The organism is Kitasatospora sp. NPDC056731 (assembly GCF_040687675.1).
GTDB lineage: Bacteria > Actinomycetota > Actinomycetes > Streptomycetales > Streptomycetaceae > Kitasatospora.
This window is the reverse complement of record NZ_JBFBNR010000016.1, coordinates 16,116-28,307: the sequence shown is the minus strand read 5'-3', so window position 1 is coordinate 28,307 and position 12,192 is coordinate 16,116. Positions and strand designations below refer to the sequence as shown.

At 71.7% G+C, this 12,192-nt stretch carries 12 protein-coding genes; 3 read left to right on the top strand and 9 right to left on the bottom strand.

Going from position 1 to position 12,192, the window contains the following annotated elements; translation table 11 throughout:
* Positions 1 to 5: 5 nt before the first annotated feature.
* Positions 6 to 626 carry a hypothetical protein gene (locus tag AB0R04_RS18600; RefSeq protein WP_363372436.1) on the bottom strand — a complete coding sequence of 207 codons (621 nt, stop codon included), beginning with the start codon at positions 624 to 626 and terminating at the stop codon, positions 6 to 8.
* On the bottom strand, positions 623 to 2,374 hold the full coding sequence (locus AB0R04_RS18595) for an alpha/beta hydrolase (protein WP_363372434.1): 1,752 nt from the start codon (positions 2,372 to 2,374) through the stop codon (positions 623 to 625). Before AB0R04_RS18595 ends, AB0R04_RS18600 begins: the two co-directional genes overlap by 4 nt.
* A gap of 106 nt (positions 2,375 to 2,480) precedes the next feature.
* Between AB0R04_RS18595 and AB0R04_RS18590 the strand changes: the two genes are divergently transcribed.
* Positions 2,481 to 2,798 (top strand): hypothetical protein, encoded by a 318-nt coding sequence (locus tag AB0R04_RS18590; protein ID WP_363372431.1) that lies wholly within the window; start codon positions 2,481 to 2,483, stop codon positions 2,796 to 2,798.
* Here the strand turns inward: AB0R04_RS18590 and AB0R04_RS18585 are convergent.
* The 4 genes from AB0R04_RS18585 to mca all read right to left on the bottom strand — a co-directional run bounded on the left by AB0R04_RS18585 (position 2,789) and on the right by mca (position 7,037).
* Positions 2,789 to 3,664 (bottom strand): GNAT family N-acetyltransferase, encoded by an 876-nt coding sequence (locus AB0R04_RS18585; protein WP_363372429.1) that lies wholly within the window; start codon positions 3,662 to 3,664, stop codon positions 2,789 to 2,791. The two genes, AB0R04_RS18590 and AB0R04_RS18585, sit on opposite strands and share 10 nt — an antisense overlap.
* Positions 3,665 to 3,703: 39 nt before the next feature.
* Entirely contained in the window at positions 3,704 to 5,812 is a 2,109-nt protein-coding gene (locus AB0R04_RS18580; protein ID WP_363372427.1) for a thioredoxin domain-containing protein, read from the bottom strand.
* A gap of 78 nt (positions 5,813 to 5,890) precedes the next feature.
* Positions 5,891 to 6,082 carry a hypothetical protein gene (locus tag AB0R04_RS18575; RefSeq protein WP_063348010.1) on the bottom strand — a complete coding sequence of 64 codons (192 nt, stop codon included), beginning with the start codon at positions 6,080 to 6,082 and terminating at the stop codon, positions 5,891 to 5,893.
* A gap of 49 nt (positions 6,083 to 6,131) precedes the next feature.
* A complete protein-coding gene (mca, locus tag AB0R04_RS18570; RefSeq protein WP_063351176.1) occupies positions 6,132 to 7,037 on the bottom strand; it encodes a mycothiol conjugate amidase Mca in 906 nt (301 codons plus the stop codon).
* Positions 7,038 to 7,277: 240 nt separating this feature from the next.
* Between mca and AB0R04_RS18565 the strand changes: the two genes are divergently transcribed.
* Positions 7,278 to 7,694 carry a DUF4307 domain-containing protein gene (locus AB0R04_RS18565; RefSeq protein ID WP_363372422.1) on the top strand — a complete coding sequence of 139 codons (417 nt, stop codon included), beginning with the start codon at positions 7,278 to 7,280 and terminating at the stop codon, positions 7,692 to 7,694.
* Between the two features lie 441 nt (positions 7,695 to 8,135).
* Positions 8,136 to 8,636 carry a transcription elongation factor GreA gene (gene greA / locus AB0R04_RS18560; protein WP_063348012.1) on the top strand — a complete coding sequence of 167 codons (501 nt, stop codon included), beginning with the start codon at positions 8,136 to 8,138 and terminating at the stop codon, positions 8,634 to 8,636.
* 108 nt (positions 8,637 to 8,744) lie between these two features.
* Here the strand turns inward: greA and AB0R04_RS18555 are convergent, their stop codons facing one another.
* The 3 genes from AB0R04_RS18555 to ilvA all read right to left on the bottom strand — a co-directional run bounded on the left by AB0R04_RS18555 (position 8,745) and on the right by ilvA (position 12,164).
* Entirely contained in the window at positions 8,745 to 9,602 is an 858-nt protein-coding gene (locus tag AB0R04_RS18555; RefSeq protein ID WP_063348013.1) for an ABC transporter permease, read from the bottom strand.
* A 1-nt stretch (position 9,603) separates the two neighbouring features.
* Positions 9,604 to 10,695, bottom strand: a complete 1,092-nt coding sequence (locus AB0R04_RS18550) for an ATP-binding cassette domain-containing protein (protein WP_363372419.1) — start codon at positions 10,693 to 10,695, stop codon at positions 9,604 to 9,606.
* Positions 10,696 to 10,952: 257 nt separating this feature from the next.
* Entirely contained in the window at positions 10,953 to 12,164 is a 1,212-nt protein-coding gene (ilvA, locus tag AB0R04_RS18545; protein ID WP_063348014.1) for a threonine ammonia-lyase, read from the bottom strand.
* Positions 12,165 to 12,192: the final 28 nt, after the last annotated feature.

The following is a 12,192-nucleotide window of genomic DNA, read 5'->3' as shown; positions in this document are numbered from 1 at the left end:
CGGCGTCAGTGCGACCAGTACGGGTCGTCGACCACATCGACCTTGGCGTCGAGCGATGTTCGGACGAGCGGGGGCACGAGCTTGTACTCATGGGCGGGCTGGTACAGCACCCCATAAGCCGCTGCCCTGAACGTCACCAAGTAGGTCGAGTCCTGCTGTGGCCTCGCGTAGAACGTCAGGAACGTCTCACCGTCGAGCTGTCCGATTCCCCTCAGGGACTGGACCTCTTCAGAGGGGGCCGACCGGTCGGCCCCTCGGCTCCCGAGTGCGTTCCAGGCCTGAGTCACCTGGTCCATCAGGGTCGGCAGTTTCGCCCGTGAGATCACGGTCCTACTGATGACGACCTCCGTGACAACCGATCCCATGCTCGGCTCGCCGTCCCAGAGGTCGTCCTCCCGCTGCACCTCGAACTCGGCCCCCGCGTGGGTGAGTGAGGGTGAAATACCGTCCATGGTGACGCGCAGCACATGGTCGATCCGGCTCTTCGCCTCGCCCGTACCCACCCGGCCCGATCGATCGGCCAACGCCAATGGCCCGTACCCGTTGGCGAACAGCACCGCGCCGAGGGCCACCGTGACGACGAACGACAGCACGATCGAGCCGATCACCTTCCAGCGGGTCGTCATCGGCCCTCCGTCAGGTGAACGTCGTCGGCCTTGCCCGTCACGATCGAGGCGATGTTGCCCAGCGAGGGGCCGCCGGTCTCCGGGGCCAGGTACTTGGTGTGCATCCCGAAGTCCTCCCAGCTCCACGACTTGCTCCAGCCGTCGACGGTGAAGCGCTTGGCCCCGAAGGACTCGCTCGCCGGGTCTCTCCCGTACCAGAGGTCGTGCGGGTCGGCGCCGACCAAGCCGCCGAAGGGCCAGGGCACCGTCGCGGCGGTTGCCGAGGGGATTTGAGTGACCGGGTCATTGCCGGCCGCGCCCGCCCACACATGCCCGGCGGGCATCCCCAGGTCCGAGGCATGCGTCACGCCGACACCGGGACTACCGATGATCACCACGTCGTCCGGCAGCGTGTAGTTCCCCTGGTGGGCGGCCATCTTCGTGGCCTGTCCGACGAGGAGCGAGCCGTAACTGTGCCCCATCGAGGTGATGTGCGGGCCCTGGCCGCTCGTATTGGTCGCCCGGAGCCCGGTGACGAACCTCGCGTAATCAGGTGCACCCTTGACCGCCCGCTCAGGCGTGGCCGCTTTGATGTCGATGTCCGGCGGGTCGTAGCCGAGCCAGATGATGGAGGCCGCCGATCCACCGGGCTTGATCTTCTTGTTGGCCTCTCGCCAGACGTTCAAGGCGTTTTCCGCCTCGTTGGTGCCGGGCGTGGTGTCCGGCTTCGCCGGGCCGAGCGAGCCGGGAGTGGTGGTGATTCCTGGCACGTAGGAGGAGATGTCGGTGGCGGTATCGGGGTTCCCGAAGGAAAGGATCGCGCGGCCCTGGCCTTCGGTGCCGATGCCGATCAGGTAGGTGCGCGGCCGACCGTCCGTCGCCTTGGAGTCCTGGTAGAGGCGGTCCCGGATGGGCCTGAGCTTCTTGTACTCCGCCTCTTCCTCCTTCGTCCGGTTCCTGCCTTCGAGTTCCTTCACTCGCTTCTCCAGGTACGTCTGGTTGACGCCGTCCCGCACCTCCACCGGGACCCCGTCCAGGTTTCCGATGTTCTCCGGGTGGTGGTCGATGTACCACTGCCGGCCCGCCGGGTCGAGGCCGTTCCACCAGTTGTTGACCTCCGTCGGGGGCGCCCCCACGGCGGGCATGTCCCTGAGGTAGGGGGAGCCCGGGCTGTTCGCGGCCTTCTGGTCGGCCTCGGCGACGGCGAGGGTCAGCCCCGACTTGCTGGTCGCGTGCTGGGTGAAGCCCTTGAGCAGCCCCGCCAGGGCCTGGTCGGCCGCACTCGCCTCCGTGATGGCGGCATTGATCCGCTTGGCGACGTCCTCGGCCGCCGTCTTCTGTTTCGTCTCCCAGGTGGCGTCCACGGGGCCGGTCGCCGGGGGCCAGCTCACCGTCCCGGTGTCGCTGACCGTCAGTCCCTTGGCGGTGGCGTCGACGAGGGCCTGCCGGAGTTTCGACTGGGCGAGCCCGAAGAGGTCCGCGTGGTCCCGTAGGGTCTGGCCGATGGCGGCCAGTTCGGTTTCGGCGGCGTGCAGTTGGCTGGTGGTGCCGTCCAGTGAGCGGAAGGCGGCGTCGGCCGCCGGGCCGGTCCAGCCGGATCCGTGGACCCGGTCGGCGGTACCGCTCTTCCAGTCGGCGGTGTGCTGCGTGTACGCCTTGTGCAGCGCGTCGTAGGCGTCCGCCGCCGTGTGCAGGTCCTCCGGCTTGGCGTTCTTCAGGCTCGCGAGATCGAGGCGGTTCTCTCCCGCTTGCCGATCCGTGTCAACCATGAGTGCACCCCCCAGTACTCGCCGCTACCATAGCCCACGACCGACATCGGACGTCCGGGGGGACATCGTGCCGAGCGACCCAGGATTCACCGTCAAACCGGGCGAGTTGACCGCGGCCGGGAACAGCGCGCTGACCGTCGCCGGGAAAGTGCCCGACGAGACCGCGAAGTTGGCCGAGCCGAGCGCCAAGGCGGCCGGGAGTCTGGCGGGTTGGCAGAGCGGGGCGGCGTTGCAGGGGTGCGGTGCGGCCTGGAAAGCGATGTTGGACGGCCTGGCCGGTGACATGAAGTCGGCCGGCGGCAATCTGCTGACCTGCGCGCAGACGTATGTGAACGCGGACCATCTGCCGGCACCCGTCGCGACTTCGGCCGCCGACCCCTTCAACACGAAGGTGGTCGGCGGCCGTCCGGTCGACTACGCGTGACTTCCGTCCTGCGTCGTGAAGTTCAGGGTCAGGCAGTCCTCGACCGGCCGGTAGCCGATCTGCTGGTAGATGGAGTTGCTGGTCGGGTTGGCGAGGTCGGTGTAGAGCAGGACCTCGGCCGCCCCCTGGGCGAGGGCGTGGGCGGAGGCGGCGGCGGTGACGGCGCTGGCGTAGCCGCGTCCGCGCTGGTCGGTCGGGGTGTAGACGGGGCCGATGCGGGACATGCCGGCGATCACCGGGCTGCTGCCGGCCAGGGCGACGGGGCGGCGGCCGTCCTCCCACAGGTGGAGGCCGCCGGTGGCGATCCGGTCGTCGACGGCCTGGGGGATGTTGGGCAGGTCGACCCCGGCTTCGACGAGGAACTCCTCGTACCAGCGGATCGCCAGTTCGCGGTCGGCCGGTGTGGCGGGTCGGTGGTGGCCGGCGGGCGGGCGGGGCGGGTCGGTCAACTCGCCGAGCCGGTAGAGCCGTTCGTTGAAGCGGACGGACTGGTCGGCGCCGGTGGCGGCGGTCCAGGCCGCGGCGAAGGCCCGGACCGCGTCCGCACCTCCGCCGACGCCGGACACCTCGGTGAACTCGCTCCCGGCGGCGGCCAGTTCGACCGCCAGCTCGGCTGCCGCCGCCGGTGTGCAGGAGAGCCGGGGGCTGAACGGCGGCGTCTGGAGGAAGGCTCCTTCGACCGGGCCGCCGTCCGCCGGGTGCCACCAGCCGAAGACCGGTGGCCGCTGCCCGAACACGTCCAGGCCGCGTTCGGCCAGCCGGTGGACGACCGTGAGCAGGACGGTGCTCTCGGCCGGGCGGGCGGCGAGGAACTCTTCCGCGTGGCGCCGGAAGTCGTCGAACGAGCTGCTCAAGGTCCAGGTCATGGCCCATTCTGGCCCGGCCGCGCCCCTCCCACCAGCGGATTATTCGACGACGACGCCCAGCCGCTCGCCGAGGACTGCCGGGTCGGTGGTCGGCGCTTCGCAGGCGAAGTGCCGGCAGACGTAGGCGGCGGGCGCTCCGCCGACCAGCGGCCGGTCCGCCAGCAGCGGCACCTCCGCGCCACCGTCCTCCGCTGAACCGTCCGCCGGACCATCCGCCGGGCGCGCCGCCGAACCGTCCGCCGGGCCCGCCGGCGAGCCCACCGCGACGACCGCCCCGGGCGCGGTGCCGAGCAGCGCGGCCCGGCGCAGTGCGGCGGTGGCCGGGTCGTCGGCCGGGCCGACGACGGCGACTTCGCGCGGCCCGTCGAGCAGCGCCTCGGCGACGGCGAGGCCCCAGCCGATGAACCGGGGGGCCCGGGACGCGAGCGAGCCGACGATGCCGAGGGCCCGTTCGGCGGCCGTCCGGTGCCGGTCGGAGCCGGTGTAGGCGGCATAGGTGAGCAGGGCGCCGGCGGCGGCGGTCCAGCCGGACGGGGTGGCGTTGTCGGTGGGGTCCTGGGGGCGCCGGATGAGTTCCTCGGCGTCGTCGGCGGTGTCGTAGAGCGCGCCGGAGGCCTCGTCGGTGAAGTGCTTGAGCACGGTGTCGAGGAGTCCGCCGGCCAGTTGCAGCCAGGCGGCGTCGCCGGTGACGGCGTACAGGGCCAGGAAGCCCTCGGCGGTGTCGGCGTAGTCCTCCAGGACGCCCGCGTTGGTGCCGGCCCGGCCGTCGCGGGAGGTGCGCAGCAGCCGGCCGTCGGGGGTGAGGTGGACGGCGAGCAGCAGGTCGGCGGCGCGTTCGGCGGCCTCGACGAGGTCGGGGCGCTCCAGGAGGGCGCCGGTCTCGGCGAGGGCGGCGATGGCGAGGCCGTTCCAGGCGGCGACGACCTTGTCGTCGCGGGCGGGGGCGGGCCGCCGGGTGCGGGCCTCGAACAGCCGGGCGCGGATGGTCTCGCACTCGGCGAAGTCCTCGGGATCGGCGAGGAGTTGGAGGACGGAAGTGCCGTGTTCGAAGGTGCCGCCGGCGGTGACGGTGAACAGCCGGGCGGCGGTGGCCGCGTCGGCGGGGCCGAGCAGGTCGACCAACTGGCCTGGCTCCCACACGTAGTAGGCGCCTTCGGTGGACTTCCCGGTCTCCTCGTCGAGGCTGTCGGCGTCCAGCGCGGATGCGAACGCGCCTTCCGGGGTGCGCAGTTCGCGCAGCAGGAAGTCGGCGGTGGTCAGCGCGGTCCGGCGGGCCAGCGGGGAGCCGGTGGCCCGCCACAGGTGCAGGTAGGCGCGCAGCAGCAGGGCGTTGTCGTACAGCATCTTCTCGAAGTGCGGCACGACCCAGCCGGCGTCGACCGCGTACCGGGCGAAGCCGCCGCCGAGTTGGTCGTGGATGCCGCCTCGGGCCATCGCCTCGCCGGTGCGGACGGCCATCTCCAGGGCCGCCTCGGAGCCGGTGCGGGCGTGGTGACGCAGCAGGAACTCGACGGCCATGGCCGGCGGGAACTTGGGCGCGCCCCCGAAGCCACCGTGCCGGTCGTCGAACTCCCGACTGAGGGTGACCAGCGCCTGGTGCAGATCGGCACCGGCGGGCGGGTGGTGGGCACCGGCCGAGTAGACGGCGGCACGCTCGGCGAGGTCGGCCCGGATCCGCCCGGCGACCTCCGCGACCTCCTGCCGCCGGCCCCGCCAGGCGGCGTCGACGCCTTCCAGCACCTGCCGGAAGGACGGCATCCCGTGCCGGGGCTCGGGCGGGAAGTAGGTGCCGAAGTAGAACGGCTCCTTGTCGGGCGTGAGGAACACCGTCATCGGCCAGCCGCCCTGCCCGGTGGCGGCCTGCACGGCCTCCATGTAGACGGCGTCGACGTCGGGCCGCTCCTCCCGGTCCACCTTGACGGCGACGAACCGCTCGTTCAGGTACCCGGCGACCCCGGCATCCTCGAAGCTCTCGTGGGCCATCACATGACACCAGTGGCACGCGGCATACCCGACGCTGAGCAGCACCGGCACCCCGCGGCGCTCCGCCTCCGCGAACGCCTCCGGCCCCCAGGGCCACCAGTCGACCGGGTTCTCGGCATGCTGCAGCAGGTACGGCGAGGTCGCGTCCGCGAGACGGTTCGGCATGCCCCCCATCCTCGCGCATCGGGGGCCGGGCGCCGGGACGCCGGCTGCGGCGAGCCGGGCCCCGCACGCGCCCGCGCGCTACTCCTTGGGGGCTTCCGGCTCCTCCGCGAAGTCGACCTTCTTGAACTGCCGGTTCATGGACTTGGCCAGGAACCAGGTGGCCACGCCGAGGGCGGCGAAGACGACGAAGCCGAGGAGTCCGGGGGTGACCTTGGCGTCGTCGACGGCGAGGTCGGCGGCGAGGTTGACGAGGTTCACGGGGGCGCTCATATCTCTATGGTGGCCCGGCTCACGGGGAGCCGGGCCATCGGGGGGTGGTTCAGTCGCGCGTGTCGGCGGCCTCGACGGCCAGGGTGGGGGTGCGCAGGCCGGCGAACAGGTCGTCCTCCGGCAGGTCCACGTCGATCAGGGTACGGGCGAGTTCGTAGTCCTCGGTGGGCCAGACCTCGCGCTGGACGTCCAGCGGGACGCGGAACCACGGCCCGTCGGGGTCGATCTGGGTGGCGTGGGCGATCAGGGCGCGGTCGCGGGTCTCGAACCAGTCGCCGCAGCTCACCCGGGTGGTGATCTCGCGCTCCTGGCGGCCGCTCTTCTCCCAGCCCGCGATCCACTCTCCGTACGGCGAGTCGTGGCCGTGCTCGGTGAGGTACTGGTGCAGGGCGCGGATGCGGCCCATCGGGAAGCCGTGGTTGTAGTAGACCTTCAGCGGCTGCCAGGGCTCGCCGGCCTCCGGGTAGGCGTCCGGGTCGCCGGCGGCGTCGAAGGCCAGCATGGTGATCTTGTGGGTCATGATGTGGTCGGGGTGCGGGTAGCCGCCGTTCTCGTCGTAGGTCGTGATGACCTGCGGCTTGAACTCCCGGATCAGCCGGACCAGCGGTTCGGCCGCCTCCTTCACGTCCTCCAGGGCGAAGCAGCCCTCGGGCAGCGGGGGCAGCGGGTCGCCCTCGGGCAGGCCCGAGTCGACGAAGCCGAGCCAGGCCTGCTTGACGCCCAGGATCGCCCGGGCCTCGTCCATCTCCTTGCGGCGCACCTCGTGGATGTTCTCCTCGATGTACGGGTCCCCCTGGAGCTTGGGGTTGAGAACCGACCCGCGTTCGCCCCCGGTGCAGGTGGCCACGAGCACGTCCACTCCCTGCTCGACGTACATGGCCATGGTGGCCGCGCCCTTGCTGGACTCGTCGTCCGGGTGGGCGTGCACCGCCATCAGTCGCAACTGCTCAGTCAACGCCTTGCGTTCCTTCCACATATCGGGCGTTCCGCGAAGTCCGGTCCGCCCACCGTACGAGCCGCTCACGTCGGGGCCGCGTCGCCGCGGGACCGGCCGCGGACGTACCCCGGCCCGGTCGAGCCCCGCCCCCGCCGGACCGGCCGCGGGCGTGCCCCTCCTATAGTGACGGACTGGAGGAGCGTCGCATTCCCCCGCACCACTCGCGCGGCCCCTCCCGTCAGGAGAGGACTGGGTCCGATGAACGCGAGCACCACCACCCCGCAGCTGCCCGAGGGGCGCTACGGCCGGCGCGGCGACCGCGATTCGGACCGCCGCCTGAAGGTGGCCGGCGCGGTCTGCGGCGTGCTGGGCCTGGGCCTGGTGGCCTGGCTGGGCGGCTCCTACCTGCTGCGCGAGACCACGATCAACGGCTCGGTGCCGACCTTCCAGGCGGTCTCGGACTCCGAGGTCGAGCTGCACCTGGCGGTACGCAAGAGCGGCGGGACGGCCGGCAGCTGCACGGTCCGCTCGCAGGGTTCGGACGGCTCGGTGGTCGGGGTGGCCGACTTCCCGGTGCCGGCCGACGGCTCCAGCTACGACGCCGTGGTCACGCTGCGGACCACCGCCCGCGGCACCACCGCCGAACTGCTGGGCTGCACGCCGGCGAAGAAGTAAGCCCCCCGCGAAGAAGTAGGCCCGCGAAGAAGCGCGAAGGAGTGGGCCCGGCCGCCTGCGCAGGAGGCCCGCCCGCCGAGTCGCACCGGCACCGCGTCCCGCTCACCGGTACTCTGCCGGGCACCACCGGTACTCTGCCGGACACCGGCGCATAACCGATCGGGAGAACGGGCATCCGTAGGAAGTCCCGCACCCGGCCCGGAACGCACCACCGCCGTACACCGTGGCGCATTCGCTGTACACCGTGGCGCAACGCCGACGTCAATGGCGCGCCAACGACCCTTCTGCTTGTCGGCAGGACTTGTTAGGCTCGTGGTTTCGCCCCTTCCGCACCGGATGGTACGGGAGCGGGCGTTGCTTTGTAGTTACGACCGATATCACCACCAACCCTGCTGACGACTCACACCCGCAGCACAGCCCCAGCACCTACGAGGAGCACCCGTGACCCAGACCAGTGAGAACGTGACCTGGCTCACTCAGGCCGGCTACGACCAGCTGAAGGCCGAGCTGGATCACCTGACCGGGCCCTGGCGCATCGAGATCGCCCAGAAGATCGAGGCGGCGCGCGAGGAGGGTGACCTCAAGGAGAACGCCGGCTATCACGCGGCCAAGGAGGAGCAGGGCAAGTACGAGCTGCGCATCCGCCAGCTGACCCAGCTGCTGGAGCGCGCCAAGGTCGGCGAGGCGCCGGCCGACTCGGGTGTGGTGGCCCCGGGCATGGTCGTCACGGTCGCCTTCGACGGCGACGAGGACGACACCATGGAGTTCCTGCTCGCCTCGCGCGAGGTCGCCGGCTCCGACACCATGGACGTCTACTCGCCGCAGTCGCCGCTGGGCCGCGCGATCGACGGCAAGCAGATCGGCGACGAGGCGACCTACGAGCTGCCGAACGGCAAGCCCGCCATGGTGAAGATCGTCAAGGTCGTGCCGCACGCCGGCTGACCAAGCCTGATCCGGCCTGCCCAGGCCTGACCAGACCTGACCGACCGACGAGGGCGGCCGCGGAGTCCAGGGACTCCGCGGCCGCCCTCGCGGCGTACCGGGCGCGGTTCAGCCCACGGCCGAGCGGTACTTGCGCACCGACAGCCAGGAGAACACCGCGGTGATCAGCACCGACCAGAGCACCGACACCAGCGCGGCGTGCTGCATCGGCCAGGTGGCGTCCACCGGGCCGACCTGGTTGCCGAACAGGTCCCGGCAGGCCTGCACGGTGGCGCTGAACGGGTTCCAGTACGCGACCGTCTGCAGCCAGCCCGGCATCGAGCTGACCGGCACGAAGGCGTTGGAGACGAAGGTCAGCGGGAACAGCCAGATCAGGCCGGCCGAAGTGGCCGCCTCGGGGCTGCGCACCGAGAGGCCGATCAGCGCGCCGATCCAGGAGAACGCGTAGCCGAGCAGGAGCAGCAGGCCGAAGGCACCGAGCGCGTTGAGCACGCCGTCGTGGATCCGCCAGCCGACCAGCAGCGCGACCAGGGCCAGCACGATCACGGTGAACGCGGTCTGGCACAGGTCGGCCAGGGTGCGGCCGACCAGCACCGCCGAGCGGGCCATCGGCAGCGAGCGGAAGCGGTCCACCAGGCCCTTGGTCATGTCCTCCGCGATCCCGGCGGAGGCGCCGGCGACGGCGAAGGTGACGGTCTGGGCGAAGATGCCGGCCATCAGGAACTGGATGTACGAGTCGGAGCTGGAGCTCGCCCCGGGGATCTTGATCGCCCCGCCCATCACGTACGAGAACAGCAGCACGAACATGACCGGCTGCATCAGCCCGAAGACCACGATCTCGGGGATCCTGGTCATCCGGCGCAGGTTGCGCTTGGCGACCACCCAGGAGTCGTGCAGGGTGGCGGCGATGCCGCGGCGCTGCCTGGGCATCGCCTCGCCGATGGCGTGCTCGGTGGCGGTGCTCATCTCAGCGCTCCGTTCCGGCCGCGACGGCCTGCTTGTCCGGTCCCTGGCCGTCGGAGCCGTCCGGCCCCTCGGCGGACGGCCCTTCGGCGGGCGGCCCGCCCTTGCCTCGGCCGCCCCGGCCGCGGCCGCCGGAGCCGTTCTCCTCCTCCACCGCCTCGGCGACGTGGCCGGTGAGGGTGAGGAACACGTCGTCCAGGGTCGGGCGGCGCAGGCCGATGTCGTCGATCTCGATGCCGCGGGCGTCCAGTTCGCGGATGACGTCGGCGAGCACCCGGGCGCCGCCGCTGACCGGCACGGTGATCCGGCGGGTGTTCTTCTCCACCGCCGGCTCGCCCAGCGCGTACCCGGACAGCGCCGCGACCGCGTCGGCGACCAGGCCCGGCTCGTGCACCACGACCTCTATCCGCTCGCCGCCGATCTGGGCCTTGAGCTGGTCGGCGGTGCCGCGGGCGATCACCCGGCCGTGGTCGACGACGGCGATGTCGTGCGCCAGCCGGTCGGCCTCCTCCAGGTACTGGGTGGTGAGCAGCAGCGTGGTGCCCTGCTCGACCAGGGTCTCGATGACCTCCCAGAGCGCGAGCCGGTTGCGCGGGTCGAGGCCGGTGGTCGGCTCGTCGAGGAACATCACCGGCGGCCGGACGACCAGCGCGGCGGCGAGGTCGAGGCGGCGGCGCATGCCGCCGGAGTAGGTCTTGGCGGTGCGGTCCTTGGCCTCGGTGAGGTTGAACCACTCCAGCAGCTCCAGCGCCCTCACCTTCGCCTGACGGGCGCTCATCTGGTAGAGCTCGCCCACCATCTGGAGGTTCTCGAAGCCGGTGAGGTACTCGTCGACCGCCGCGTACTGGCCGGACAGGCCGATCAGGCTGCGGACCTTGTTGGGGTGCTTGAGCACGTCGACGCCGGCGACCACCGCGCGGCCCGAGTCGGGGCGCAGCAGGGTGGTGAGGACCCGCACGGTGGTGGTCTTGCCGGCGCCGTTCGGGCCGAGCAGCCCGAGCACCGTGCCCTCGGGGACGTCGAGGCTGACGCCGTCCAGGGCTCGTACGTCGCCGAAGGTCTTGACCAGGTTCTCGGCTTGGATGGCTGGCGCCATGGCCTGCCTCATCTCCTCGGACGAATATGGGCGATCTGTCACACTCTGCCCCTTTTTCGGGCATGCGGGCGACTCGGTTTTCGCCTACCAGGGCACAGAACGCGATGTATCGCGAGTCTGGCAGCACGCGATATATCGCGTCAAGGCATAGGGCTCCGCCATCGTGACAGGGACCACTGACATCCACCGAGGCCCGCCCCGCACCGTCCGGCGCCCGAGACACCCAGCCCCCCAAGCGCCTCAGGCGCCTTCCGAACTCAGCTGGAAACGACGTACCCCGCGTCCCGCAGCTCGCCGACCACGGCCGCGCAGTGCTCCGGCCCCTTGGTCTCCAGGTGCAGGTCCACCTCGACCTCGGTCAGCCCCAGCCGCGGGTCGATCCGCACGTGCGCGACGTCCAGCACGTTGGCGTCCAGCCTGGTCAGCACCCCCAGCAGGTCGGCCAGCGAGCCCGGCTTGTCCGCCAGCCGCACCCGCAGCGACAGGTACCGGCCAGCCGCCGCCAGCCCGTGCCGCAGCACCCGCTGCATCAGCTGCGGGTCGATGTTGCCGCCGGACAGCACGGCCACCACCGGCCCCTCGAAGGAGTCCGGCTGCTCCAGCAGCGCCGCGATCGGGGCCGCCCCGGCCGGTTCGACCACCAGTTTCAGCCGCTCCAGGCCGAGCAGCAGGGCCCGCGACAGCGCGTCCTCGGAGACCGTCCGGACGCCGTCCGCCAGCGAGTTGATCACCTCGAACGGGATGTCCCCGGGCCGACCGACCATGATCCCGTCGGCCATCGTGGCGTAGTGCTCCAGTGACACCGGCCGCCCGGCCGCCAGCGAGGGCGGGTACGCGGCCGCGCCCGCCGCCTGCACCCCCACCACCCGGACGTCCGGCCGCAACGGCTTGACCGCCGCCGCGATCCCGGCCAGCAGGCCACCGCCGCCCACCCCGACCAGGATGGTCCGCACCTCGGGGCACTGCTCCAGGATCTCCAGCCCGACGGTCGCCTGGCCGGTGACCACGTCCCAGTGGTCGAAGGGGTGGATGAACACCGCGCCGGTCGCCTCCGAGTACCGCTGCGCGGCCTGCAGCGCCTCGTCCACCGTGGCGCCGTGCAGCCGCACCTGCGCGCCGTACTCCCGGGTCGCCGCGACCTTGGGCAGCGGCGCCGCGACCGGCATGAACACGGTCGAGTGCACCCCCAGCAGCGCGGCCGCCAGCGCCACCCCCTGCGCGTGGTTGCCCGCGCTCGCCGCCACCACCCCGCCGGCCCGCTGCACCGGCGAGAGCCCGGCGATCCGCACGTACGCGCCGCGCAGCTTGAACGAACCGGTGCGCTGGAGGTTCTCGCACTTCAGGTGGACCGGCGCGCCGATCAGCCCGGACAGGTACCGGCTGCCCTCCATCGGCGTCACCCGGGCGATTCCGGCGAGCATCTTCTGGGCGCCGCGGACGTCGTCGAGGGTGACCGGCCAGTTGTGCATAACGCCAGCCTACGGTGGTCGACACCGG

What these genes read in the sequence shown, in the direction of transcription:
- AB0R04_RS18600 (WP_363372436.1), bottom strand. Translation starts at nt 626, where the DNA reads ATGACGACCCGCTGGAAGGTGATCGGCTCGATCGTGCTGTCGTTCGTC.
- AB0R04_RS18595 (WP_363372434.1), bottom strand. Translation starts at nt 2,374, where the DNA reads ATGGTTGACACGGATCGGCAAGCGGGAGAGAACCGCCTCGATCTCGCG.
- AB0R04_RS18585 (WP_363372429.1), bottom strand. Translation starts at nt 3,664, where the DNA reads ATGACCTGGACCTTGAGCAGCTCGTTCGACGACTTCCGGCGCCACGCG.
- AB0R04_RS18580 (WP_363372427.1), bottom strand. Translation starts at nt 5,812, where the DNA reads ATGCCGAACCGTCTCGCGGACGCGACCTCGCCGTACCTGCTGCAGCAT.
- AB0R04_RS18575 (WP_063348010.1), bottom strand. Translation starts at nt 6,082, where the DNA reads ATGAGCGCCCCCGTGAACCTCGTCAACCTCGCCGCCGACCTCGCCGTC.
- AB0R04_RS18565 (WP_363372422.1), top strand. Translation starts at nt 7,278, where the DNA reads ATGAACGCGAGCACCACCACCCCGCAGCTGCCCGAGGGGCGCTACGGC.
- AB0R04_RS18555 (WP_063348013.1), bottom strand. Translation starts at nt 9,602, where the DNA reads ATGAGCACCGCCACCGAGCACGCCATCGGCGAGGCGATGCCCAGGCAG.
- AB0R04_RS18550 (WP_363372419.1), bottom strand. Translation starts at nt 10,695, where the DNA reads ATGGCGCCAGCCATCCAAGCCGAGAACCTGGTCAAGACCTTCGGCGAC.
- ilvA (WP_063348014.1), bottom strand. Translation starts at nt 12,164, where the DNA reads ATGCACAACTGGCCGGTCACCCTCGACGACGTCCGCGGCGCCCAGAAG.